The sequence below is a fragment of the Desulforudis sp. DRI-14 genome (genome assembly GCF_052618305.1).
This window is the reverse complement of the sequence record NZ_JBQXEZ010000005.1, coordinates 46,150-69,659: the sequence shown is the minus strand read 5'-3', so window position 1 is coordinate 69,659 and position 23,510 is coordinate 46,150. Positions and strand designations below refer to the sequence as shown.

General features: G+C 52.9%; 24 protein-coding genes. 4 read left to right on the top strand and 20 right to left on the bottom strand.

The annotated features are described in order from the left end of the window. Window positions 1-54: 54 nt before the first annotated feature. From ACUM6F_RS05180 to ACUM6F_RS05135, 10 genes are all read right to left on the bottom strand, one after another. Window positions 55-1,182: an anti-sigma-I factor RsgI family protein gene (locus tag ACUM6F_RS05180; RefSeq protein WP_445348586.1), complete on the bottom strand. Its 1,128-nt coding sequence runs from the start codon at window positions 1,180-1,182 to the stop codon at window positions 55-57. Further along, the gene (gene sigI / locus ACUM6F_RS05175; RefSeq protein WP_425621263.1) at window positions 1,182-1,940 is read right to left on the bottom strand and encodes an RNA polymerase sigma-I factor; all 759 of its coding nucleotides are present in this window, start codon (window positions 1,938-1,940) and stop codon (window positions 1,182-1,184) included. The genes ACUM6F_RS05180 and sigI overlap by 1 nt, the downstream gene beginning before the upstream one ends. Window positions 1,941-2,219: 279 nt before the next feature. Beyond that, window positions 2,220-3,680 (bottom strand): Ni/Fe hydrogenase subunit alpha, encoded by a 1,461-nt coding sequence (locus ACUM6F_RS05170; RefSeq protein WP_425621262.1) that lies wholly within the window; start codon window positions 3,678-3,680, stop codon window positions 2,220-2,222. A gap of 3 nt (window positions 3,681-3,683) precedes the next feature. After that, window positions 3,684-4,637 (bottom strand): NADH-quinone oxidoreductase subunit B family protein, encoded by a 954-nt coding sequence (locus ACUM6F_RS05165; protein WP_425621261.1) that lies wholly within the window; start codon window positions 4,635-4,637, stop codon window positions 3,684-3,686. Between the two features lie 3 nt (window positions 4,638-4,640). Continuing rightward, on the bottom strand, window positions 4,641-5,078 hold the full coding sequence (locus tag ACUM6F_RS05160; RefSeq protein WP_425621260.1) for a hydrogenase iron-sulfur subunit: 438 nt from the start codon (window positions 5,076-5,078) through the stop codon (window positions 4,641-4,643). A 298-nt stretch (window positions 5,079-5,376) separates the two neighbouring features. Next, window positions 5,377-6,960: a murein biosynthesis integral membrane protein MurJ gene (murJ, locus tag ACUM6F_RS05155; protein ID WP_425621259.1), complete on the bottom strand. Its 1,584-nt coding sequence runs from the start codon at window positions 6,958-6,960 to the stop codon at window positions 5,377-5,379. A gap of 248 nt (window positions 6,961-7,208) precedes the next feature. Further along, complete coding sequence (locus ACUM6F_RS05150) at window positions 7,209-7,691, bottom strand: COG2426 family protein (RefSeq protein ID WP_425621258.1); 483 nt, start codon at window positions 7,689-7,691, stop codon at window positions 7,209-7,211. Window positions 7,692-7,830: 139 nt separating this feature from the next. Then, a complete protein-coding gene (locus ACUM6F_RS05145) occupies window positions 7,831-8,787 on the bottom strand; it encodes a DMT family transporter (protein ID WP_445348585.1) in 957 nt (318 codons plus the stop codon). Window positions 8,788-8,852: 65 nt separating this feature from the next. Beyond that, complete coding sequence (gene lhgO / locus ACUM6F_RS05140) at window positions 8,853-10,037, bottom strand: L-2-hydroxyglutarate oxidase (protein ID WP_445348584.1); 1,185 nt, start codon at window positions 10,035-10,037, stop codon at window positions 8,853-8,855. Window positions 10,038-10,158: 121 nt separating this feature from the next. After that, complete coding sequence (locus tag ACUM6F_RS05135) at window positions 10,159-11,373, bottom strand: YecA family protein (protein WP_445348583.1); 1,215 nt, start codon at window positions 11,371-11,373, stop codon at window positions 10,159-10,161. Between the two features lie 271 nt (window positions 11,374-11,644). Between ACUM6F_RS05135 and ACUM6F_RS05130 the strand changes: the two genes are divergently transcribed. Together ACUM6F_RS05130 and ACUM6F_RS05125 are read left to right on the top strand one after the other, a co-directional pair. Further along, window positions 11,645-11,935 carry an AbrB/MazE/SpoVT family DNA-binding domain-containing protein gene (locus ACUM6F_RS05130; RefSeq protein WP_425621254.1) on the top strand — a complete coding sequence of 97 codons (291 nt, stop codon included), beginning with the start codon at window positions 11,645-11,647 and terminating at the stop codon, window positions 11,933-11,935. A gap of 3 nt (window positions 11,936-11,938) precedes the next feature. Next, window positions 11,939-12,343, top strand: coding sequence for a PIN domain-containing protein (locus ACUM6F_RS05125; protein ID WP_445348582.1), 405 nt, complete (start codon window positions 11,939-11,941; stop codon window positions 12,341-12,343). Window positions 12,344-12,491: 148 nt separating this feature from the next. Here ACUM6F_RS05125 and ACUM6F_RS05120 read toward each other — a convergent pair whose 3' ends face one another. Both ACUM6F_RS05120 and ACUM6F_RS05115 read right to left on the bottom strand, forming a co-directional pair. Further along, on the bottom strand, window positions 12,492-12,854 hold the full coding sequence (locus tag ACUM6F_RS05120) for a type II toxin-antitoxin system VapC family toxin (protein WP_425622232.1): 363 nt from the start codon (window positions 12,852-12,854) through the stop codon (window positions 12,492-12,494). A gap of 5 nt (window positions 12,855-12,859) precedes the next feature. Continuing rightward, window positions 12,860-13,069, bottom strand: coding sequence for an AbrB/MazE/SpoVT family DNA-binding domain-containing protein (locus tag ACUM6F_RS05115; protein WP_445348581.1), 210 nt, complete (start codon window positions 13,067-13,069; stop codon window positions 12,860-12,862). 245 nt (window positions 13,070-13,314) lie between these two features. On the opposite strand from ACUM6F_RS05115, the gene ACUM6F_RS05110 reads away from it, so the two are divergent. Continuing rightward, window positions 13,315-13,527 (top strand): HepT-like ribonuclease domain-containing protein, encoded by a 213-nt coding sequence (locus ACUM6F_RS05110; RefSeq protein ID WP_445348580.1) that lies wholly within the window; start codon window positions 13,315-13,317, stop codon window positions 13,525-13,527. A gap of 33 nt (window positions 13,528-13,560) precedes the next feature. Here the strand turns inward: ACUM6F_RS05110 and purC are convergent, their stop codons facing one another. From purC to ACUM6F_RS05080, 6 genes are all read right to left on the bottom strand, one after another. Continuing rightward, window positions 13,561-14,586: a phosphoribosylaminoimidazolesuccinocarboxamide synthase gene (gene purC / locus ACUM6F_RS05105; RefSeq protein WP_445348579.1), complete on the bottom strand. Its 1,026-nt coding sequence runs from the start codon at window positions 14,584-14,586 to the stop codon at window positions 13,561-13,563. A 116-nt stretch (window positions 14,587-14,702) separates the two neighbouring features. After that, window positions 14,703-17,381: a cation-translocating P-type ATPase gene (locus ACUM6F_RS05100; protein WP_445348578.1), complete on the bottom strand. Its 2,679-nt coding sequence runs from the start codon at window positions 17,379-17,381 to the stop codon at window positions 14,703-14,705. A gap of 244 nt (window positions 17,382-17,625) precedes the next feature. Then, on the bottom strand, window positions 17,626-18,165 hold the full coding sequence (locus ACUM6F_RS05095) for a hypothetical protein (RefSeq protein ID WP_425621249.1): 540 nt from the start codon (window positions 18,163-18,165) through the stop codon (window positions 17,626-17,628). 1 nt (window position 18,166) lies between these two features. Further along, window positions 18,167-19,543, bottom strand: coding sequence for an HD domain-containing protein (locus tag ACUM6F_RS05090; protein WP_445348577.1), 1,377 nt, complete (start codon window positions 19,541-19,543; stop codon window positions 18,167-18,169). Beyond that, window positions 19,536-19,970: a MerR family transcriptional regulator gene (locus ACUM6F_RS05085; protein WP_445348635.1), complete on the bottom strand. Its 435-nt coding sequence runs from the start codon at window positions 19,968-19,970 to the stop codon at window positions 19,536-19,538. The genes ACUM6F_RS05090 and ACUM6F_RS05085 overlap by 8 nt, the downstream gene beginning before the upstream one ends. Before the next feature lie 336 nt (window positions 19,971-20,306). Further along, entirely contained in the window at window positions 20,307-20,486 is a 180-nt protein-coding gene (locus tag ACUM6F_RS05080) for a hypothetical protein (RefSeq protein ID WP_445348576.1), read from the bottom strand. Window positions 20,487-20,747: 261 nt separating this feature from the next. Here ACUM6F_RS05080 and ACUM6F_RS05075 point away from each other — a divergent pair, with 261 nt between their 5' ends. Further along, window positions 20,748-21,164, top strand: coding sequence for a hypothetical protein (locus tag ACUM6F_RS05075; RefSeq protein WP_445348575.1), 417 nt, complete (start codon window positions 20,748-20,750; stop codon window positions 21,162-21,164). 150 nt (window positions 21,165-21,314) lie between these two features. Here ACUM6F_RS05075 and ACUM6F_RS05070 read toward each other — a convergent pair whose 3' ends face one another. Together ACUM6F_RS05070 and ACUM6F_RS05065 are read right to left on the bottom strand one after the other, a co-directional pair. Then, the gene (locus ACUM6F_RS05070) at window positions 21,315-22,319 is read right to left on the bottom strand and encodes a glycosyltransferase family 2 protein (RefSeq protein WP_445348574.1); all 1,005 of its coding nucleotides are present in this window, start codon (window positions 22,317-22,319) and stop codon (window positions 21,315-21,317) included. Window positions 22,320-22,612: 293 nt separating this feature from the next. Then, window positions 22,613-23,506 carry a glycosyltransferase family 2 protein gene (locus ACUM6F_RS05065; protein WP_445348573.1) on the bottom strand — a complete coding sequence of 298 codons (894 nt, stop codon included), beginning with the start codon at window positions 23,504-23,506 and terminating at the stop codon, window positions 22,613-22,615. Window positions 23,507-23,510 lie beyond the last annotated feature (4 nt).

The following is a 23,510-nucleotide window of genomic DNA, read 5'->3' as shown; positions in this document are numbered from 1 at the left end:
CTTTTGCCGAACCCGGAGCCTAATGGAGACTAATATGAAAATTAATCTCTTTGCCTAATCCCTCTCATCTTGATCTTGATTTTCATCTTCCCGGTATTTCTCATCTTTGCTGCTTTCGTGTTCATTTATTTCTTCCACTGTTTCTTCCCTGTCCGCTTCGTTATGGGCTTCCTCTTCGATTGCCTCTTCGACTTCCTCTTCCTCTGCCGGCGTGTCCTCGGCTTTTTCCTCGGCCTCTGTCAAATCCTCGTCGGAGGCTTCTGCTTCTCCTTCATCCTTTTTGTACGGTTCTTTTAGAGGACCGGCACGCTTGGCAGCAGCGTGATGATGATTTGATGCTTTAAGATTACCTGATAGTCCCGAACCGGTTACGGGTTTAGTCTCAAGGCCGGGTTCTTTGGACGAAACACCTACTCGCGCAACAGTGATCAGTTGCTCCAAACTCAACCCTTGTTCAGTCAAGGTTTGCAAGATCTCGGCAACTCCAGTCCGGTCTTTGGCAAGGGGTAGTAGACAACCCCTCGCAGATGCTTTTTTTATAAGCAAATAGCTGTTCAAAGAGATGCCTTGCCGGCGGGATTCCTCTCTTTCAGTTGATGTTGCTGTTTGAATGCCTACCGTGCCTTCAACCCCAGTCTCTTTCATTCGTTCTATGATCAGTTTCGATATGCGGTGCGCATCCAACACGTAAGACTTGCCTTCTACGGGCGTAACCGTAAGAAGTACGGTGTTTTTCCTGCCGGGGGAAATGTAGCCCGCTTCCTGACACCTCAGCGTAATTGCCTCGATCGTTTCATAGACATCCTCGCCTTTAAAGGAAAGGTCCTTGAGAATCGTAGCGGCATCCTGGTTGAAAGGTGCGATATCTATCACCCGGCCTGAGGTGTCGATTGACAGCTCCAAACTGGGATTAACATCAAACGCCAGGTATACGGCAGGGTCCTGTCCCTGGATGATGTTGGCCCAGATAGCCCCTATCACCAACAGCACTAAAATGCCGGCGACCAGCATCCCGCGATAGGCAGGGCTGGTGGACGCATCGCCGCCCGAAGGCGCCCATATTTCTTCGCCGGGCCTGGCTCCTTCGGCGGGGACGGGCAAACGCAGAAATTCACGGTTCGCGGTTGCCACCCACATCCAACGCCCCCGCACTCTTAAGACTATGCCCCTTACTTTCGTCACTACCGGTCACCCTTTCCGGAATTGGGCCTAGTGCCTAAAGTCGACGCTTCGAACGGCAAGGCAAAAAGAGAACGTATATGCTGGAAGTCTGCCCGGGACATGACGATAAACAACGCCATAATATAAGGGCGGCCCCGCCTTAAAACTTTTCTGCTTACCCCCAAAGCTTCCGACAAATCCTTGAAGGGAAGCTGTCTGAATCGATAGACATACGCAGACAAATCCTGCCGGCGAGCCAGAAGCCGCGCTACATTAGTAAGAGTCTCTCTGGTGTCGCAATGTTTGGGAGAACACCGCCCCAGTTCTTCCAGCGACAGACCAAAATCTTGCAACGCTTGTTTAAAGCGAGATATTTCGGCCTCCCGCTCTCTTACTAGTTCCTCTTCTTTGTACTGCTGCCAGGCGGTTTCAATACAGACATTCTCAACTTCTAAACCAGCCGAGCAAGGCCCCTCCAGGCTGAGATGACGATGGCGGGCTTCCTTTCTGAAATAGTCAATCAGGCGGTTTCTTATAACGATGCGGGCGTAATTGCGGAAATCCTTTCCCGAGGAAGGGTTATATGAGTCGATGGCTTCGTTAAAGGATATGAGGCCAATGCTTAGCTCGTCGTCGTTCTCCGGCTCCAGCCTCCGACCGCAGCAATCTGCCACCACCTCAGCAATGTAAGAGCGATGACGACGTATAAGCTGTTCCCTGGCTGATTCATCCCCACTTTTGGCTTGACTGAGAAGGTCTTGCAGTTGGGCACTCTGCACAGTAGCCCACCTCATAAATAGATTCGTAGTCGGGAGACTGTTTAGGGTACATGCAAACCTATAACACTTAAATCAAGAGGTTCTACTGCTGGTTATCGTCTTATAGCCTTTGAAACCTGAGACCGATGTCGACCCAGTGAAAGACTCTTGCACAACAGAATTCTAGGCTGTGCCCCAGCAAAAAGAACTTGCGACACTTGTAGAAGAAATCCCCTAAATAAAAACAAGCCCTTCCCGAAACCCGGAAGGGCTTGCAAAGAATCGAATTGTCCTGTGCCGCTACCTGGAGAGGGTCTTATAGAGTTCGCCCTTGCTGTCGTAAATATTGACCACAAGCGGCAGCTCACCCAGGATGGCGTGCGTCGCGCAACTGAAGCACGGGTCGTAGGCCCGGAAGGCCATTTCGATCATGTTCAGCAGGCCGTTGTTGATCTCCATACCCGGCTTGATCACGTTCATCGCGGCCTTCTTGATGGCCATGCTGATAGGGGCGTTGTTGTTGGTCGTGCCCACGATCAGGTTGGCCTTCACCACGATGCCGTTTTCGTCAGTGATGTAGTGGTGCGTCAGGGTGCCGCGCGGGGCCTCCAGGATACCAACGCCTTCCTTCGGAACACTCGTGGGAATATTCCGGATGTCCGGGCTGCAGATATCGGGATCGGAGACGTACAGCAGCCACTCTTCAGCCGCCTGCATCAGTTCGACCAGACGCGCCCAGTGCGTCGCCAGGACGGCGTGTACCGGCCTGCCGCCAAGGGTGTCGAAGAACTTTTGGCGGGCCTCTTCGGCCAGCGGGGTCTTCATACCGTCGGCGGCGTTCATGCGGCCGAGCGGGGCGGCCTGGTAGATCGCTGTTCCCGGACCTTCAACGAAGCCTGTCCAGCCGAACTTCTTGAGGTACGGGTACTTCAGGTAACTGTACGGCTCCACGTGCTCGGCCACGTAGTCGACGTACTCGCGCGGGCCGTACTTGAAGAGTTCCTTGCCCTCGGTATCAACAACACGGACCTTGCCATCGTAAAACTCGAGCTTGTTGTTCTCGTCCACGAGGCCCATGTAGTTGGTAACAAGCTTATAACCGTCGCTGAGGATCAGGTCGACGTAGCCCTTGTTCTTCAGAACCACGTCTTCGAAGAGCTTCAGGGAGAACTTGGCAAATTCAACCTGGGACTTGCCCATCTCCTCGAACTGCTTACGCTCTTCTTCCTTAAGGGGCTTCATGACGCCGCCCGGAATCATGAAGGCCGGGTGGGTCGCCTTGCCGCCCAGGGTCGCCTGTACCTGCTGAGCGTAGGCACGGTGCTTGATGACCTCGCCGCCGATTTCCACGCCGACCTTGCCGACCACGCCAAGGATGTTGCGGACGGCCGGGTCGGCATCGGGGCCCATCACGAAGTCCGGAGCCGCCAGGGCATAGAAGTGGGCGATGTGGCTGTGAACCATGTGCGCGCTGTAATACAGCCGCCGCAGTTTCAAAGCAGTCGGGGTCGGTTCGACTCCCCAGACCGCGTCCATGGCCTTACCCGAGGCCATATGGTGCGCGGCCGGTCAGACGCCGCAGATGCGGCTGACGATCTGCGGGACGTCTTCCGCTGCGCGCCCTTCGCAGAACTTCTCGAAGCCGCGCAGTTCGGGAATCTGGAAGTAGCAGTTCTCCACGCCGCCGGCATCGTTAAGAAAGATCTCAATCTTGCCGTGGCCTTCCAGCCTGGTAATCGGGTCAATGCTGATCTTCTTCATTCGCTACTTCGCCCTCCTTAGCAGCGAGCCGGGCAGACCGAAGCGGTAGAATGTACCGGCCGGGTCCACGATCTCACTGATGATCTTGTCAATCTCTTCCGGGTTCTCGGAATCGACGACGGAGGCCAAAGCACTGATGAACTTCGCACCCTGGTCGACTACGCCGTCCACCGGACCATAGCAGCCACGGCAGGGGAAACCAGTGCTGGTGCACTGACCGCCACAACCTGCCCGGGTAACCGGCCCCATGCAGACGAGACCCTGCTCGAGGAGGCAACGGCTGGAATCGGTGATGATCTCGTGAGGCCTGTAGAACTTCTTGATCTTCTTGTCGGTACGCTCGCGGGGACACTCATCGCAAAGGGTCTTATGGGAAGCGCCGACAACCGAGCCCTTCGGCGGGAGGTTGCCGGAAACGATAGCGCCGATAACAGCCCAGATCTGGGCCGGGGTCGGCGGGCAACCCGGCATGAAGTAGTCAACGTCCACTACGTCAGCCAGGGTTTTAACGTCCTTATAAAACGCCGGCAGTTCCAGCTCGCCTTCCGGCACCTTGTAATGGGTTTGCGGCAGAACCTTGTCGGGGTTCTGGGTGGACTGGCTTTCAAAGTATGCACGCTTCAGGATGTCGTCACGGCACTTGAAATTGGCGAGGCCGGGGATACCGCCCATGATTGCGCAGGAACCAAACGCCACCAGAACCTTGGACTTCTGGCGGAGAAGCTTGGCGATGTGCTCGTTTTCGGAGTTGCGGATCGCGCCGTGGAACAGGCAGACATCAATGTAACCGTCCTCGTAACCCTCGACGTCTTTATACTTAAAGTCAACGGCGATGGGCCAGAACACGATGTCGGCGGCAGCCGCCACATCAAGGATCTTCTCGTGGATATCCAGGATGGCTACGTCACAGCCGCCGCAAGCGGCAGCCCAGTAGGAGGCTAGCTTCAACTTACCCATGTTCTAACCCTCCCCCCCGGCAGCACACCTGGTATCTTTCTGGGCAAAGGGACCAAGCTGCCGAAGCTTTTCTACGAAGTCCTTGATAACAGCGGCAAAGACGGTGCCTTCCGCCGCGGAGATCCATTCCAGCCGAACTCTTTCTTTTTCTACGCCGAGCTGCTCGAGCACCTTCTTCATCAGGGTGAAGCGGCGCATGGTACGGTAATTGCCACTAACATAGTGGCAGTCGCCCGGGTGTCAACCAGCTACGAGGACGCCGTCAGCGCCCTCCTGCAAGGCCTTGAAGATGAATTGCGGGTCAACACGACCGGAGCACATGACCCTAATGATCCGCACATTAGGAGGGTACTGGAGTCTGGATACGCCGGCGAGGTCGGCGCCGCCGTAACTACACCAGTTACACAAGAAGCCAACAATTTTGGGTTCAAAATTCTCCATTCCCGCCCCTTCTTTCATCAAAGACTTTGAAAGGAAAACTGCGAGGTCAGAAAAGCTTTTCCTACCACCTCCGGAACGCGGATTTTGCACTAAGACTACATTCCCATAGAAAACTGAACCCGAAACTTGTTTTTAACCAGTTAGCAAACAGCGCAACAAGGGGGCCCTTGCTCCCTTTACGCTGTCCAGAATCCTTGTCCGAATATTTTATCTTATTCTAACAAACCAGCAGACGCCTTTTCAAGCACTAACAGCCACTACAACCAGCTCTTGATCCCTGTTTCAATTGGCATATGTCCTAAATCCTGCCACGATAAACCCTCCCGGTCACCTTCCCGGTCAAGGAACGCAGGACAAAATCGGCGATGTGCATTAGTTCGTCAAGCCGCAGCAGAAATCCTGCTACAAAAAATACGAAAGCGCCGCAAACAATGTCGAAGAATACACGCGCAAGCAGCGAAACTCCGTGCGCTCCCAAAGCGGCCGCCAGAAAGCCGTCCAGCGTAAAAACAGCCAGTCCCATGACGACCGCCGCCGCCGACACCCCGGCCGTGAACTTGACCAGGTCCGGTGCTATCAGCTGTGGCAGACGCCGCTGCAACAACGCGATCAGGATTACGGCATTCAACAGGGCCGTTAACGACGTAGCCAGGGCAAGGCCCCCGTGCGCCAGGAACTTGATGAATATCAAGCTCAGCCCGAGCTTGACGAACACCGTGCTCAGTGTCACCATCACCGGTGTCCGCGTGTCCTGCATAGCGAAGAAGCCGCGCTGGACCAGCATCACCAGGCACTGTCCGACCACTCCGACCGAAAAGAACAGCAGCGCCAGCGAAGTCAAGGCCGCGGACCGTTCGTCGAACTCCCCGCGCCGGTACAGCAGGCTGACGATGGGGTCCCTCAAAACGAGAATGCCCACTGCCGCGGGAACGGTTAAGAATAGGACGACCTTTATCGCCCGCCGCAGGGTTTCCCCGGCCTCCCCGCGGACCCCGTCGGCAATCAGCCGGCTCAGCGTGGGATAGATGGCCGTCGAAACCGCCAGCACGAACAGGCTCTGGGGCAGTTGAACCAGCTTGTTGGCGTAGTTCAGAGCGGCGATGCTGCCCTCGGCCAGCCCCGAGGCCATGTTCCAGTCGATCATCATGTAGATCTGGTTCACGGCCAGGCCGAGAGTCAAGGGCGCCATCAGGTACACGACGCGCAGCACTTCGGGATGGCGAAAATCCACCGCCAGGCTGTAGCGAAACCCCACCGCCCGCAGGGCGGGGAGCTGGATGAAGGCGAGAGCCGCCGCCCCGCCCAAAACCCCGAAGGCCAGTCCAAAAACACCGTACTCACGGCTTAAGACCAGGGCGCCGAAGATGATGACGACATTCATCGCCACCGGGCCGACAGCCGGTATGCCAAAAACGTTGTTGGCGTTGAGTATCCCAGTGAAGAGCCCGGCCAGGCTGTAGAAGACTATCGACGGGAACATGACCATCATCAGTTTGACGGCCAGGTCCATCGTCCCGGCCGGAAACCCCTGGCCCAGCAAACCGACGATCAACGGAGCGGCCAGAATGCCCGCCGCTGTAGCCCCCATCGTCACCAGGATCAGGGCGTTGGTGACCATGCTGCACAGCCGCCACGCGTCTTCACGGCGCCCTTTGGATACATATTCCGTAAAGATCGGGACGATTACCGTCGCCAGCGCCATTCCGGCCACGGCGTAAAAAATGTTGGGGATGGTGAAGGCGACGTAGAAGGCGTCGGCCAGACCTGTCGCCGCGAACTTGCCGGCGATGGCCATCTCCCGCCCGAGGCCGAAAAAGCGGGAAACAAGCGAGAGGAGCATGATCAGCAACGTGGCCCGGGCGATTACTTTGCCAGACGACATTGAGCACCTCCGGTGATGGCGCTTACACGCCGCACTAAGCGCTCGGCATTCAGTGTTTAAAATTGGTGATGAGCTGACCTGACGGTATTCCACATCATTCGCATTAATTCCTACATTTACGGTTCTACCTATTCTGAAGCGCTTCCTCCAGGTAGTGCGTGGTGAGGATCAGGGTTGCGCCTTTCGGGGAGCACACAAACCTTTAATTCGCCACCGCCAGCCCTGACTGCTGATTACCGACTACCGACTTACGGAATCAGCTTATCGATAGCCGTAAGGGAGCTGTGTGTCGCCGCGGTGATCCCCGCACCCAGAATAACAAGCGCCGTAATGATCGCCGAGGCCGCCTTGACAAACGGGATGCCGAAAAGGAAGGCCGCGAAACAGCCTGTCCACGCCCCGGTACCGGGCAGGGGAACGGCCACAAAAAGGAGCAGCCCGATCCAGCCGTATTTTTCGACGACACCGCTCTTCCTGCGGGTTCTCGCAAAGACCCGTAGCAACATTTCTTGTAACCGCGGTGAGCGTACCGCGAGGAACTCCGATAACGGGCCCAGGCCCTTAAGCAAAATGATAACCGGGATAATATTGCCAAGGACGCCCCAGAAGAAAGACGGCCAGGGCTGCATGCCCAGGACTCCCTGCGCGAAGGGTATCGCCGTCCGCAGCTCGCCGAAAGGCAGAGCTGCCAGCCCGGCAACAATCAGGCCATCCTTAAGGTTCTCAAACATCAAACAACCTCCAGGCTCTTCCCCGACGGGGTTTTATAGACCTTTCGCTCTTCCAGCCATAAACCCGGAATTTCTGCCTTCGAGTTCCAACCACTAACAGCCAACAGCTAACTGCTAACAGCGGGCCCCTTTGGGGCCCTTACTCCCTGCTCTGCAGGAACACTCCCAGCAGGATCAGTGCCCCGCCGGCCATCTGCACCACCGTCAGTGTCTCCGACAGGAGCCAGAAGCCCAGCAGGGCGGTCACCGCCGGCTCTAGGGTGCTGATGATGGAGGCGCGGGACGCCCCGATCAACTGGATGCCCCGGAAGATGGCCGCCAGCGCCAGCGCCGTCGCCACGAGGCCCAGGAAGACCAGCCACACCCAAGCCTGCGGCGCGAAGTCCAGGCTCAAACGCCCCGTAGCGGCGCCGAGGGCGGCAAAAATGACGATCGCAAAGGTTACAAGATAGGTGTCAAAGACCCATACCGACATATCCCTTAGCAACCTGGCGCTGGCCACGTAGAAAATGGCGTTCATGAAAGCGGCAATCAGCGCCAGGACCACCCCGCGCATATCCAGGCCGTGCAACGGCTGTCCGAGAATCACGGCGGCGCCGCCGAAAGTCAGCGCCAGTGCCAGGCCCTTCCGCCAGATGAAAGGCTCATTCAGGACAAAGTAGGCCAGGACGGCAACGATCGTCGGGTAGGCATACAAGAAAAGGATGGCCATCCCCGCCGGTATGAACTTGAAGGAGTAGAACAGGGCCAGCACCGTCGTCGCATGTCCGCCCAACGTAATCGCCGCGATCAGCAGGAACTGCCGCAGCGTAATCCGGACGGGCTGCCGCCAGACCAGCATCCCCGTCCAGAAGGCCGCCGCCGCAACCACGTACCGCAGCGTCAGCGTCGTCTCCACCGTGGCCCCGTGCCGGTAGGCCATCTTCGCCGCGATCGCTTCGGTCGCCAGGGCCAGCGTGGCCACGACCACCAAGAAGATCCCCAGCCCCTGGCCGGAGCCTTTTTTGGCCGCCCCTTGATCTTTTAACCTGTCAGCCGCTAACTCCGTGACAACCTTCGCGCCGTTGTGGGACAAAACAAAAACTCCTTCGAACACCGTTCAAAAAGCAGCCCGCAGGCTGCCTCTAGTATAATCCACTTCCGCTCAAATCGCTAAAACTATCATTTCAGTTTATCCACCACATATTCGGCAAAGGCCAGCGATGAAGTGAAAGCCGGCGATACGGCATTAAGGATGTGCAGGGAATCATCGTTTTGCAGGACCAGGTAGTCCATTACAAGCTCGTTCCTGGACTTGTCAAACAGTTGCGACCTGATTCCCACCATAGGATGCCGCGCGATATATGAATACCCCAAGCTTGGCACCAGCTTCTTCGCCTCTCTGTACATCAGGTACGGCAGGTACTTCCCAATTTCCCTGAGCGCCAGTGAGACGTAGTTCTTGTCCGTCAACAGTTTCTTCGCTGTGCAAGAGGCTGACTCCACGAGCTCGGAATACCTGATGTTACTGATCATTCCGTAATTCTCGCGACTCAAAGCGGGGATGGCGGTGGGGCCGATCTTCACCGTTCCCTGGGGCGTTCTGGTGAAGTGCACCCCGAGGAACGGGTACCTTATATCCGGAACGGGGTATATGTTGGACCTTACCAGATATCCAAACTCATCTTTAATTCTAAGGTAGATGCCTTTGTACGGAACCATTGTGTAAGCCAGGCCCAGGCCGCGCATGTGGGCGATCCGGTCGGCGTAGGCCCCCGCCGCATTGACCAGGAACCCGTAGCCCAGGCGGCCTCCTGTGGTTACTGCTTCTTTCCTCCCCCTGTCCAGGTCCAGCAGCCGGGTACCCAGTCTTATTTCGACACCAAGACTCTTTGCGTCTTCAGCTAGGCTGCCGAGTACTTCCTTCGGGTCGATCACCACAGTATTTGGGGAATAAAGGGCCTTATCGCAGGTCCGGGCATACGGCTCGATTTCCTTGAGTTCCTTCTCATCGATAAGCTTTACTTCAACCCCGCCGGCCTTTGCCCGCCGCTCAAGCTCAAAAAGCGCCGGCAGATCCCTTTCTTCCTTGGCGACAATGACCTTTCCCTTTATACTTTTGATGCCTTTCGACTCACAGTACTCCCTCATCAACCTGTTGCCTTCGACGCAAAGCCGGGCCTTCAGCGTCCCCGGCTTGTAGTAGATCCCGGCGTGCAGCACCCCGCTGTTCCGCCCGCTGGCGTGCACCCCGACCTCTTGCTCCTTTTCGAACACACATACCGTCCCGCCGAAGGCCTTCCTAACAGCGATCGCCGTCGTCAGCCCGACTATCCCGCACCCGACCACCACGAAGTCGTAGCTCATTGCTTTTCTCATTCCTCATAACTTTAGAGATGCTGCATTGCACTTTAAGTATTCAAGTACCGTCCCTTGGCAGCCAATTGCCAACAGCTACCCGTGGGCCGCTTGCCGGCCCTCTGGGATTTCATCTTCCGCAGCATTTCTTGAATTTCTTTCCGCTGCCGCAGGGACACGGGTCGTTCCGTCCAATCTTGCGCCCGGTGCGCAAATCGATGACATCCGCGCCTTTGGCCGGGAGCGGCCGCAAGAACTCCTTTTCCCTCTCGTACAGTTCGGCCGGCGTATAGCCTTTGAGAAACCACTGTCTGGTATTGTTGATGAGACGGGTCAACTGATCCAGCAAGGCCTGCAGCATATCCATAGACTCCATCTCGAACTCGTCCAGCAGTTTCCGGACGATGTCCGATAACCTCTCGCCGGCATTGGCGGCGTAGACACACTCCTGGGCGATGCTGTCGGCCTTTTCCGGGCTGATTTCGAAGTTGTGGGCCAAAAAGGCTACAAATTCTTTGTGGGCGGCGTTCCTATCGACAAAACCCGATTCACCTGCTCTGAGCAGCTGGTTCTTTGTAAACGGATAGTATTCGACATCCGGCCTCGCCCGGTGCTCATCGATCACCCTTTGAGGATCCCAAACGTCCGCGTGTGCGTAGCTGGTGCCGATCATTTCAATTTCCTCGTAATAGTCCAGGGACTCGTACAACACGCGGAAAAGCTCCGCCGTATCCGCTTCTTCTCCGAAGTATTTTCGCAAAAGACGGAACAAATCCGTTGAGCCTACGACACCGTAATAGTAGAGCATGCCGTGGGTCAGCCGTACCCATTCGGTGTTCCTGCGCACCAGCCGGCGGCACTCCTTATCGTTGACTCTTCTGAACTCTTCGGCGATTTCCTCCGGTACCGCCAGTACGCTCCTGCCGTCGACACTGCCCGAAAACGCGATCCCGCGGCTGCGCAGGTATTCAACCCGGCGGATGTTCGGGCGCGGCACAAAAGCAAACCCGCCGCCGTCAACAATGCGCTTGACGAGCTCATACCGGTCAAGGTCGAAAAGCCGGAATATGTCCTTCGCCTTGTGCGGAATAACCTCCCTGAGTTTGGTGACCAGTTCCGGCTTTCTCAGCGTGCTGATATTCTTAATCCGCAGATTTTGCCTGATCTGTGTCAGTTCATCCTTCGTCAGGCCGGCCAGCGCCTGCGAAAGCCGCAGCGGCACGGCAATCGGGGCCGCCCACAGTTTTTCTTCATGTTTTCTGTGCAGTTCTTCGGCCATTTCCTTGAACCGCTCCAGCTCTTTAAGCAGGCTTGCGTAGGTCTCTTCATCGATATGCCTGTCCACCGCCCAACGATACTCCCTTCACTCTACGGCTTTTAGCGAAACGGCAAGCGTTATTTTGTAGGATATAATACTTTGACGAAAAAAGAAATTCCTTTCTGGCAGGAAAACTGGACGCTATAAATCGACACAACATGATTGAGAAAATCCGTACACGCCGGTACATCGGTAACAATCGGTAAGTCTGACCCTAGAGGTCGAGAACGCTGCCTGAAGCTTCCCGATTTGACAAATGTCATACTATCGTGTATTCTGATATTCAGAGGTGCTGTTTATGGATAACGAAACGGTAAAAGTCGGACGCAGGGGTACAGTGGTAATACCGGCATACCTGCGCAAGGAATACGGTCTGGAGGAAGGCACTCTGGTAATCGCGGAGCCCAGACCTGAAGGTATACTTCTGCGTCCGGCGGTAGCTCTCTCCATTGAGATTTATACCCCGGAACGCAAGGCAGAATTTCTCTTGAACAATGCGGTCACTCCCGAAGATTACGCGTGGGCTGTGGAAGAGGTTAAAAAAATGGGCCTTGACCCGCAAAATATTCCTCATGAAAGGCCGAGCTAAAGATTGGACCGGCTGTTTCTGGATGCAAACGTCTTGTTCTCGGCAGCTTACGGCAGCCGCGGCATAGAGGGCCTATGGAAACAAGCGCGCCAGGGACACGTCAGACTCCTGGCGTCTTCGTATGTTGTGGAAGAAGCGATACGAAACCTTCCCCGGCCTGAACAACTGGCCAAGCTAAAAGAGCTCCCGGCTGAACTGACCATAGTCCCGGAAGCCCACCCTGGTATGTCTTGTCCCGTCAAATTGCCGCTTAAGGACGTGCCGGTGCTGACGGCTGCTGTCCAAGCCCGGGCCACGCATTTGATAACTGGAGATCTCAATCATTTTGGCATTTACAGAGGTGAGACCATCCAGGGCGTTCATGTTTGCACTCCAGGGGATTACCTGAACCGGCTTCAAGCGAGGTGATCCATCACCTCTTTCCGCAACGGGGCTTCCGGCCTAGCTTGCGCCTTATCTTCGCTGGGCTCGCTGCCACGACCGCCGGGCCTCCTGCCCGGCACGAAGATTAAAGACCGGTATCGGCGTCTGTCACCATTCATTCCTTGCTAGCGTTTCACGGGGAAATGAAGACGACACCCGGAAGGCCCTCGAAATGGCGGTCACTGGTCACCACCTGGCACCCCTGGGAGACGGCCGTAGCGTACACCATCGCATCCGCCAGGGGCAGCCTCCACTGCAGCGAAACCCCGGCGGCGGCCAAGCCCAGCTCGGAGTCGAACGGGACGACCCTGGTTTTCTGCATCTGCGCGGCAACCACCAAGGCCTTCTCTTGCCCTCGCTCCCGCCAGACCTTTTTCATCACCTCGTAAAGCACGATTACCGGGGTGAGCACGCTCCCCTCATCGGTCAGAAACGGAGCGTAGTCCTGCGCCAGAGGCCCGTCGGCCAAGTACTCCAGCCAACCGCAGGAGTCCACGACGATCAAAACCGTTCCTCCTCGTCCCGTTCCACGGTGGTATCCATGCCCGCCAAAAAGCCCCTCATCTGTGACAAAGAGTAGTCCGGAATGAGCCTCATCCCCCCGTCTTCAACGATCAGGTGCAGTTTTTGCCCCTTCTTAATCCCCAGCCGCTTACGTATCGCTACGGGAATGGCAATCTGGTACTTACTGGATACTGTTACTTGCGGCATTATATGCGCCTCGCTTTACGGTTTATCTATCGATACGATTAGTGTATCCTAAACGCTGCGCTATGTTCAAGGCCGTCTTTCTCTTCCCTTCTCGCCTTGCAAGTCTTATAATACTGTAAACATCTTACATCTCAGGTAGCAGGCTTAAGGAGAATGAAGGATGGGCCCCCATCATAACCATCCCAAACAAACTCAAAACATCATTGACAAGGTGAAAAAATTGCTGGAGCGGCGGGCTGCTTATCATGGCCTTCTTACGGGAATCCGGTTATCTACTGCGCGAGAAACTGGACACCTTTCAAAAAATGGCGAAATTTCGTAACGTTATCTTCCACGACTATGCCCGTATCGATCCCGAAATCTTATACGCAAACAGCTTCTGGCTTCCTGCCCACAAGCAAAACCTCCTGCCGGCATGCTGGCAGGAGGCTTCTTCCATAACGCCTGGAACCTGGTAACGTAACGTCTGGAACCTGGTAACGTAACGTCTTTTAAACAGTTGTCAACTCCTTGATATCCTCCAATACTTCTTTCAAAGACGGGGTATTAAACCACCTTCTTTTGGTGATCTCGTTGGCATAAGCCTTGTAAACCATTGCGATGGCGTTTGCTAATCTGTCGGGTAACTGGACGGGAGAGGTTTTAACTAAAGCTTTCCAGAAAATTTTATCTTTCTTTTTCGCCTCTTCGACCTCGCGGCACCATTCCGTTCGCCGGTAGAAGATCCTTGCTATCTCTTTGCTCACCGGAAGCCCCTCGAAGGTGAAGCGGCACTCGTCCAGGGTGCCGAGCGCGTCCACCAGGATGAGGGCTCTATTTCCGTCGAAGCCTAATTCCACTTTTCCGTCTTCGTTCAAGAGTCCTAATCTTTTTGCTTCTTCTGTGATGAGGTCATTCACTGTAAGTGTGACCCGCTTGATCTCCTCTATTTCGCTTTCGTCCAGGCCTGAGATGGCTCTTGCTTCTTGCCAGTTTATATACCTGTCGGTCGCCTCGAGCTTTGTCGATACGTCAAGGATCGGTTTTTGCAGGACCTGTCCCGGTTTGGGCGCCTGCTGCAAACCGAGATCGGCCAACTGCAAACTGCCCTCTTTTAATCTTTTAAAAACCGAGGAGCCCTCCGGCAAAGAGTTCCGGTAGATGATCTCCAAGGGAATAAGAAAGTTGCCTCGCTCCCTTTGGTATGCAGAATAATCATAGAAGTTTCCATGTATCTTGGGTTTTATCACCCTGAGCAGTTTGACCTCCATTGTATCCGATGGTTTTTGCAAATCGCTCAGTCTTTTTACTACGCCGTCCTCCACCACCCCCAGGTAATGGGTCTTTATTCCTAATTCGCCGAGTCTTTCGAAGAAGTAGGCAGATACAAGGCAGATCGCCTTCCCTTTTTCCATTATATGGTCGGGCATTTCTCCCCAGTCGAATATGGAGTAACGGTCGGAGAAGATGAAACGTCCCGTTCCCGTCTCGGTAGCTGCGGGTTCTTTCAGGACCACCAGGTCTTTTACGCTTCCCATTTGCTTACGACCTCCCACCAGTCTTTTTTTAATTTATCTTCACTGCAGTTTTAAACTTTTCCTGCAAACTTCCGGTTAGCCCTTCTTCAAGCGCGGGATCAGGGGCGGATTGGCGCTTAATCCGATCTTAGAAGCTCATGCCTTTTTCTCTTAAATAGCTTCTCCGCCTCCACCGCAAAGAAAACTACGCACGAGAAGGCAAGGGCAACAGCCAATTCGCCCGGCGTTAAGGGTGTCGTCTTAAAGATCGGATTCAGAAACGGCACGTATATGGTCGCCATCTGCAGGAGAAAAGTGAGCAGAATTGCTCCTAACAAGGGCTTGTTTGAGAGTAGCCCCTGGGTAAAGAGGGATTCCTTTTCGGATCTGATGGCGAGTACGTGACCCAACTGGCTGAGGCACAAAACCGTGAAAACCATAGTCTGCCAGCAGGCGTATCCCGTTTTGATGGACCACGCCTGGGTGAATAAAGATACAAAACCCATCAGGAGCCCTACCCAGATTATGTGGGCACCGAGACCGTGAGCAAATATGCTTTCCTGGGGGTGCCGGGGGGGGCGCTTCATAATTTCCTTTTCCGCCGGTTCTGCGGCGAGGGCCAGTCCGGGCAGACCGTCGGTGACAAGGTTAATCCAAAGAATATGAATCGGCAGAAGCGGAATAGGAAGGCCGAAAAATGGCGCAAGGACGATTGTCCATATCTCCCCGGAGTTGCTGGTCATCGTATATTTGATGAACTTGCGGATATTGTCAAAGATTCTCCTTCCCGCTTTGACGGCCTTAATAATGGTGGAGAAATTATCGTCAAGGAGGATCATATGGGCCGCCTCTTTCGCTACGTCCGTTCCGGCAATGCCCATAGCAACCCCAATATCGGCTCTTTTGAGTGCCGGCGCGTCGTTGACCCCGTCGCCGGTCATGGCGACGAACTGGCCCTTGTCCTGAAGCGCTTTCACGATCTTCAGTTTCTGCTCCGGGGCAACCCTTGCGTAGACTCTTATATCCTCAACCTTTTTCTCGAACTCCTCTAAGGGTAATTTTTCAAGTTCCCTTCCGGTAATTATCGCTTTGGCATCATCTTCCAGAATGCCGAGCCTTTTAGCGATCGCTTTTGCGGTGATAGGATGGTCTCCCGTGATCATCACCGGGATGATACCTGCGGTCTTGCATAAAGAGACCGCCTCCTCTGCCTCTGGTCGCGGGGGATCCACAATACCCACCAGACCCACAAAGGTAAGCCCCGTTTCCGCATTTTCGGAAGAGATAACTTCCGGGAGCTTATCCCACCTTTTCGTGGCTATTGCTAATATTCGCAATCCGTTACCCGCCATCTTATCGTTTACGCGTAAGAATTTCTTCACGTCTACAGGCCTTAAACCTTCGGAAGTCAAGACATTGTCCGACTTCTCGATCAGGACGTCCAGCGCTCCCTTGGTAAAGGAAACGAATCCCCCGCCTTCGGAAAGGGGGAGCTGGTGAAAGGTAGTCATACACTTTCTCTCGGAGTCAAAAGGGATTTCGGCGACCCGCGGCAGTTCCTTTTCGAGTTCACTTTTATCAAAACCATTGTCCTTAGCGATATTGTACAGGGCGATTTCCGTGGGGTCGCCGATGACCTTCCCTTCGGCGTCGGGCTCGACGTCGTTATTCAAAGCCGCAGCTCTGAAAAAGATTGCGTGTGGCGAGTCGCCGGCGGGCGGGGTGTACTCTTTTAAGCTCTTTGCCCTCAGCTCCAAACTCCGGATTGATTCTCCGTTTACAAAAACCTCTTCGACGGTCATTTTATTCTGGGTGAGTGTCCCCGTCTTATCGGAGCAGATATAGGTGACGGAGCCCAAGGTTTCCACTGCAGGCAGTTTCCTTATCAGGGCGGCTTGCCTGACCATTTTCTTGGCACCGAGGGCGAGCGAAATCGTCACCACGGCGGGAAGCGCTTCTGGTATTGCCGCGACGGCGAGGGAAACTGCGGTAAGAAACATAAGGATGGGCGGCTCTCCTCTAAGAAGACCGAGACCGAAAACGGTGGCGCAGATGACAAGGACGGCAAGGGCGAGTTTTTGGCCGAACTTAGCAAGCCTTTTTTGAAGGGGTGTTTTTACCTCTTCCTCCTCCTGGAGCATGGTGGCAATCCTACCGAGTTCGGTCTCTTGACCGGTAGCGACCACGACCCCTGCACCCCTTCCGTAGGAGATGATGGTACCTTTGTAGACCATATTCTTTCTGTCTCCCACGGGAAGCGTTTTGTGGGGCAATCTCTCAGTGTGCTTTTCCACAGGTACCGATTCTCCCGTAAGGGCTGCCTCTTCCACCCTAAGTTGAGCAGCCTCTATAAGCCGCATATCCGCGGGTACGATCTTTCCTGCTTCGAAGATTACGAGATCGCCGGGGACTAGTTGCGCTGCGGGAATGCTTATCGGTACCCCGCCCCTTATGACCGTTGCGGTTGGCGCGGCCATTTTTTTCAGTGCGGCCATCGCCTTTTCCGCTCTGTATTCCTGAACGAAGCCGATAACGGCATTGAGGATCACAATCACAATTATGGCGATGGTGTCTGCGGGTTCGCCGATAACCCCCGAGATAACGGCAGCGGCGATGAGGATAATGATCATAAAGTCCTTGAACTGGTCAAGGAACATTATGAAAGGCGTCTTCTTCTTTCTCTCCCGCAACTCATTTGGACCATGCCTTTCCAGGCGGCTCTTGGCTTCTTCGAGAGTCAACCCTCCTTCAAGGTCGGTCTCCAGTTCCTTTAAGACTTGCCCAACTTCCGTTGTGTGCCAGACTGTCTTGGCCATTAACCATGCCTCCGTTTAACCTCAATCCGGCAAGCAACTGCCGTTTTTTTCTTTTGAAGCTCACCATCGCCCAGAATCGTTCAGGACACAAAGCAATTCCTCGGACGATTGAAAGGCATGGGTGGAAATGACTTTGCCCTTAAGACACCATTTATAAGCCTGTCGCGGGAGATCTTAAGTGCTCTCCAACAAGTTGATAAGTGCCCGACACCGCGTCTCTTCTATCACCAACTCTTCCTTCCCACTAACTGATTAGTGAATTACCTTTCTTAAACTCTTTCTTGAATAAATCCCACGCCATCAAATTGTCAAAAGCTCTGCCAATTTCTTCTGGAGCGAATTTGCTGCCCTTAGCCCTACGGACCTCTCTTATCACCTCTTCCTTTCCAACCGTTTTGCCAACACGTAGGGCAGAGGAAGCTAGGAAATGGGTGGTGGCGTATAGCTCCAGCATACGGGGGGACATACCGCCAAAGCGTGTTTCTAAAGTCTCCAACTGTGCACGGTAACGCCTAATCTCTTCAGAATGTTTTTCAAGGTACTTATCCAGAAATGTTCCCTTGACCAACATATAGCCGTCTTTCTCAAAAAGCAGACCTGTGGCAATCATGTCCGAATGTGTTATGGCTACCTCATCACTATAAGGGCCATAAAGGTACATACTAAATGAGCACTTAACTGGTAATCCTAGCTGATAACTGAAATAAGCTAATTTTTGAAAAGCTTTCTTTCCACGTATCGGCTGGTGGGAAGCAACAAAAGCCAGCGGTAAAGCTAAATCCACATTAACTCCACCCTTCTTCAATTTTCTTAACTTTAGACTTTATTTGTTCGTAATGCTGATGACACCACTCAGAAGCTTCCTTCTTCCGTTCTCTCGGCACATAGAAACGGACGATGTTGATATACTTCTGAGATAATAGTTTTAGCGGCAGTGATAATTCAAAGATTGACTGATATTTTTCTGGATAATGTTTATCCTGTACGGTAATGCTGCCGAAACGGTGTTTTTTACTATCTTCTTCATCATCTTCAAACTTCTTAAGATTAAATAAGGGATTTGTTGGGAGCTTTCTTGCACGGTCGTCCACAAAGCAATCTGGGCCAAAGGTCTCTTCAAACATATTCTTTAATTCAGAAATTACGTAGTAGCTTTCCAGCCCGGCATGATGAGGCGACGTTACAAACGCTTCTGATAAGTGGTCGCGTTCGTAAATCCTACGCGCCCATTCGTTATCCTTACGTTTAGACTTAATTGCCTCAAGAACAGTACTATCGTCAAACGCCAGGTAGTTTTCCAAATCGTCCGGAAGTGGAAAGACTGCGCTGCACCCTATATCTGACAACCAATCCTTCAAGAAACACGAAAGGTAATAATCATAGATACGCCTAGTTTTATGGAAATACACCTGAATGAACATCCAGTACCGGGCAAAGATCAACTCCTCAACCACCTGAATCCCATCAGAATCTACACCCAGAAGCCAGACACCGATCTCTTGGTCTTCCTCGTTTAGCTCTCCGCTACTGTTTTCTCGCGCTGGAATAACGGTAATAGTATCCAAAATACGGTGCAGGTCATACTTTCCATAGTGTACGCCGCAATAGTACGAATCCCTTAGAAGATAATCAAGTTTATCTGCGTCCATTTCCCCGCTGATAAGCTTCCCTAGAAAAACCTTATCTGTCCCTAAAGGTAAACCTTCTAGAAGCGCAATGATTTCTTCAATCTCGATCTCAGGGAAATACTCATTGATAATGGGGCCAAAACACTCGCGAATAACAGCGACCGAGTAGTGTTCATGCTTAAGATTGGAAGCAAAGCACTCCTCACCGCCATGCGAAAAAGGCGCATGCCCCACATCATGCAGTAAAGCTGCTAATCTTACAAGTTGGGTAAGACGATCGTATTCATCTGGGTTAAAGTGCTTACGTATAAGGTCACGCTGACGCAGGCGCTCCATCATTTGACCAACAATATGCATTACGCCGAGGCTGTGTTCAAAACGTGTATGAGTGGCACCGGGATAGACCTTGTACGTCATTGCCAACTGACGAATTCTATTTAAGCGTTGAAATGCCTCATGCTTTATCAAAGCTGCTTCTCTACTGTTAAGCTTAATCATCCCGTGAATCGGATCTCTAACATAAACATCACCCACAGGACAACCCCTCTACAGTCTGACCTTCAGGCTTCTGCCGGTGACTCATCTGTTTGTAAACTTCATTAAATAACTGACCTATGTTAACGTTCCATACTAACTGACCCCGACGGAGAGTATCTACCATAATAATAGGGTCTGTGGTCAGAACGAAAAGGGTTTGTCCATCAGTTAGGAAAACCATCTCGGCTAAAGGTAGGGTTCCATCCGGCAGATACTTGTGTAGATAAGCAAGGCTTTTTCTAATCTTCTGGAGGCTTACACCGCTTTCTTTCAAACGCTTTGCGGCTTTTAAGCACACTAAATCTCGAAAGCTGTACAGTCGTTCTGTGCCTTGGCCGTTGGCCTCAACTAGAGTTGGCTTAATAAATCCGCTTCTGTCCCAATAATCTAATTGTCGGTAAGTAATGCCTACCAATCGAATCACGTCACGGGACCGAAATCCTTCCACGTTAAAACCCTAACCTCCCTAATATAATTACAATAGATGTAATTCGCTTGAGATTAGGAAAAACCTTCTTAGAAAAAGAAAAATATGGCTACTACTGACCGCCATTTTCTTCTATGTAATAGCAAGTAAGGCATATCATCATTCTTTTCGTCTTTTCTCAAGCACGGGTTGAAACCCCTTAGGGCTACCATATCCATATCTAACCCGCTTTCCTATGCGCCAAACGCACGAAAAACTCTAGGTGCCGCACCCGCAGCGCCCGGCACAGCGCCGCGTACACCGCCCCGCCGAAGGTGATCAGCCCGATGAGCTTCACGCCCGCCGCCGCGAAGTCCCCCAGCGCCCGCCGCCGAGCACGCCGGCGATCCGCCCCGCGAACAACGACGCCCACGCCCCGCCGTCCAGCGCCCCCTCCCGTCCGAAACCCAGTATCTTGCTGACGATCAGGATGACGGTGACCACCGCCGCCCCTGCCACCTGCCTACCGTTCAAACCTTCCGCTCCTCCATAAGGTCGGGGCGGACCTCCGTGTCCGCCCGCTATGCCCTTGGCCCCCGTACTCGTCCGATTGCCGCCGGTACCACTCCAAGGCCGTCCAGGTCCCTGCAGCGCACCGCCAGGCTGCCTGTTTTTCGTAAACCCGCACGACGGTTTGCCTTACAAGGCGTGCTGAAGTTGCACCAGGACTATGCCAGAAGTATGATAGAACCAAAGACAATCCGGAGGGTCTGATTAGAATGGACTTGTACACTATTGTCCTCAGGGGAAACGCCGGATTACTGGGTGGCACTGTGCCTGGGAAACGGGATTGTAGCCCAAGGCGAATCGCAATCCCAAGCCATCTCGAAGCTTCGCGAAGCTATTCTCTCCGTTGAGGATGCCCGGCGTGAAGAACCGGCAATCGATGTAAAGCCCGTCGCCATTAAGGAACTACATGAATTCCTGACCATCCCTGGCACGCAACCGATAACGGAGCCATTCGAGCTAAGGGCTGCCTTGATCCCTCAGCCATCGAGCTACCGCAGGACCGGTACATTCGTCAACTATAAAGCGCATCAGCTTATCTCCACGCCCAGCGGGACGATGGCCGTATTCTGCACGGTCGTTTCGTCTTTATTTCAAGACCTCCCGCGGAGTTTTCCGGCCGCGATCAGTCTTGTCGAAATCTGAATCGAAACCTCACCCCAAAGCTTCAGTCCCCCCGCCACTCCAGGGCCTTTTTTTGCAGTTCGAAAACGAAGCGCCAAAGTCTCCGGCGGGAGTCGCACCCGCTATATGACGCAACCTTGCTCAGCCGCACTGCCCGGCACCAATCTTCCCTTAACATGATCGCCTACATAATCGTCCTAAAGCAGCGGGAAGTCCTACCAAGTTACCTAACCCGTATGCCCAATGCAGCGTAGCCAAACTGCCGGCAAAGCTAGGAATCGCGCGAACAGGGATGGTTCCTTTTAGTGCCTCGAATCCGGCAACAACCGCTAAAGCACAAAGGTAGGTTCCAATTAAGGTAAATCCTAGCCAGGGAGAAATAAGCATTGAGACCACAACAGAAGCCAGCAAGCTAAGCGGAGCTAACTTACGCGGTGTGGGTACTACTCTATGTTTAACAAGAAAATGTGATACCCAGTAACCATAGCGAAAATACTGCTTCCACAACAGTTTAAGATTACCTCTGGCCACATATTGCAAAACAAGATTTGGATCTAAATATGCTGAATACCCCTTTTGCCGTGCACGCCAGATGAAGTCATAATCCTCGTTTGCAAGCATTGCCTCGTCATAACCGCCAAGTTCTTCCCATAAGTGTCTGGGATATGCCCCGAAAGGAACTGTATCAACTGTAATTAACCCCTGTTCGCTTCCTCTGTGAGTCCTGTAAGCTGGGTTGCCAATTCCGGCCGGATGGCTTACAGCCGCTGCAATTGCTTTTGCACATGCACTGGAGCCGGCTGGTACGATATCCCACCTACCCCCTACTATACCCTTGTACTTAACGGCTTCCAAAGCTCGCACTGATCGTGAAACGTAGTCAGACGGCGGATAGGTATGTCCATCCAAACGGATTATGATTTCCCCTCTCGCCTCACGGCAAGCAAGGTTAAGAGAGATGGGAATATGCCGCTTAGGGTTGGATAGAACCCGGATTTTGCAGTGCGCAGGAGCGTCTCTAGAAGTGTCTGCAATTATGGGGAGCGTGCCATCTTCAGACTGACCATCAACGAGAACTATCTCGTACTCCTGGATCCAGTCCTGCCTGAACAGACCCTTAAGAACGCCTGTAATATGCTTTTCTTCATTAAACACGGGTATGATTACACTTACCACAAATGATCCCTAATTCCTAAGGGGTTTTTTCTGCCCTTACCTTTCCCACTTCAACGCAACTGTATCTTACTACTTACTGCGGTGGCTGAGTAGCGGTGTAGACAACTTGACGGGAAAGGTTAAGGATGTTCAAAAGCTCATCAAGACGGAGGAGTAAGCCGGACAAAAAGTAGATAACCATACCGCAAACAATATCGATACTCACCGTATCGCAAGCGAAAGGGTTCCACTCTTTAAATAATCACCGAGGTAGCTGTCTAACCCATCAACCGCAGCATAATTAAGACCTCTGATCATAGTCTCCTAACTAAGCCTTTAAGCGTACCTCTTATGCATGCTGCTAGGGATTGACAAGAACGGGTTCCTATAATTATTTGTAGTATTCGATAAGGAAGATAGAAACAGACGTAAACCGCCAAACCGTATAGAACATACGGGGTTGAAAAGTTTTTTCTAAGCATTAGAAAGTGACCACAACTAAGGTGGTACATCACAAAAGGTGATGATCTATCACGTGCAATGTCCTCAATCTTATGCCACGCCTTGGCTGTGGGAACATAGAGAAGCTTAAACCCCATCCTGATTGTTCGGAGGCAGAAATCAACATCCTCATAGTAAAAGTAGTAGTCCTCGTCGAAAAACCCAACTCTTTGGAAGACTTCTTGTTTAATAAGCATTGCACATCCAGTCAAAAACGTTACTTCAGTACTGCAAACCTTCAAGTCGTCGTCCAACTTGTTCTTATCCGGAACTACAACTCCACTCTTGACTTTGTTGAAGTAGCCGCCTCCTTGCCATACTTTATTAGGACACGAATAATAGTAGATTCTTGGCCCCGCCATACCTGCACGATCATTTTCCTGTAACGCTACATACAGACGCTCTAGGCAGGTCACACTTACCACTGCGTCATTATTTAAGAGAAAGATATATTCAGCCCCTTTAGAGAGCGCAAATTTGATACCGATGTTAACGCCTCGTGCAAACCCATAATTTGCCTTATTCCTAATAAAATAGATATGGTAGCCCGCGAAGTGTTCTTGTAGACGTTCGTATGAACCATCAGTTGAACCGTTGTCCACAAGAACTATCTCGGTTGCCAAGGTGGAACCAAGAAGGGACCTTATACTTTCAACAGCATCGTCATAGTTGTTCCAGTTAAGTATAATCGACCATAACTTAGGCATAGTA

Coding starts and splice junctions, on each gene's coding strand:
- ACUM6F_RS05165 (WP_425621261.1), bottom strand. CDS start 4,637: ATGGGTAAGTTGAAGCTAGCCTCCTACTGGGCTGCCGCTTGCGGCGGC.
- murJ (WP_425621259.1), bottom strand. CDS start 6,960: ATGTCGTCTGGCAAAGTAATCGCCCGGGCCACGTTGCTGATCATGCTC.
- ACUM6F_RS05150 (WP_425621258.1), bottom strand. CDS start 7,691: ATGTTTGAGAACCTTAAGGATGGCCTGATTGTTGCCGGGCTGGCAGCT.
- lhgO (WP_445348584.1), bottom strand. CDS start 10,037: ATGAGCTACGACTTCGTGGTGGTCGGGTGCGGGATAGTCGGGCTGACG.
- ACUM6F_RS05130 (WP_425621254.1), top strand. CDS start 11,645: ATGGATAACGAAACGGTAAAAGTCGGACGCAGGGGTACAGTGGTAATA.
- ACUM6F_RS05115 (WP_445348581.1), bottom strand. CDS start 13,069: ATGCCGCAAGTAACAGTATCCAGTAAGTACCAGATTGCCATTCCCGTA.
- ACUM6F_RS05110 (WP_445348580.1), top strand. CDS start 13,315: ATGGCCTTCTTACGGGAATCCGGTTATCTACTGCGCGAGAAACTGGAC.
- purC (WP_445348579.1), bottom strand. CDS start 14,586: ATGGGAAGCGTAAAAGACCTGGTGGTCCTGAAAGAACCCGCAGCTACC.
- ACUM6F_RS05100 (WP_445348578.1), bottom strand. CDS start 17,381: ATGGCCAAGACAGTCTGGCACACAACGGAAGTTGGGCAAGTCTTAAAG.
- ACUM6F_RS05065 (WP_445348573.1), bottom strand. CDS start 23,506: ATGCCTAAGTTATGGTCGATTATACTTAACTGGAACAACTATGACGAT.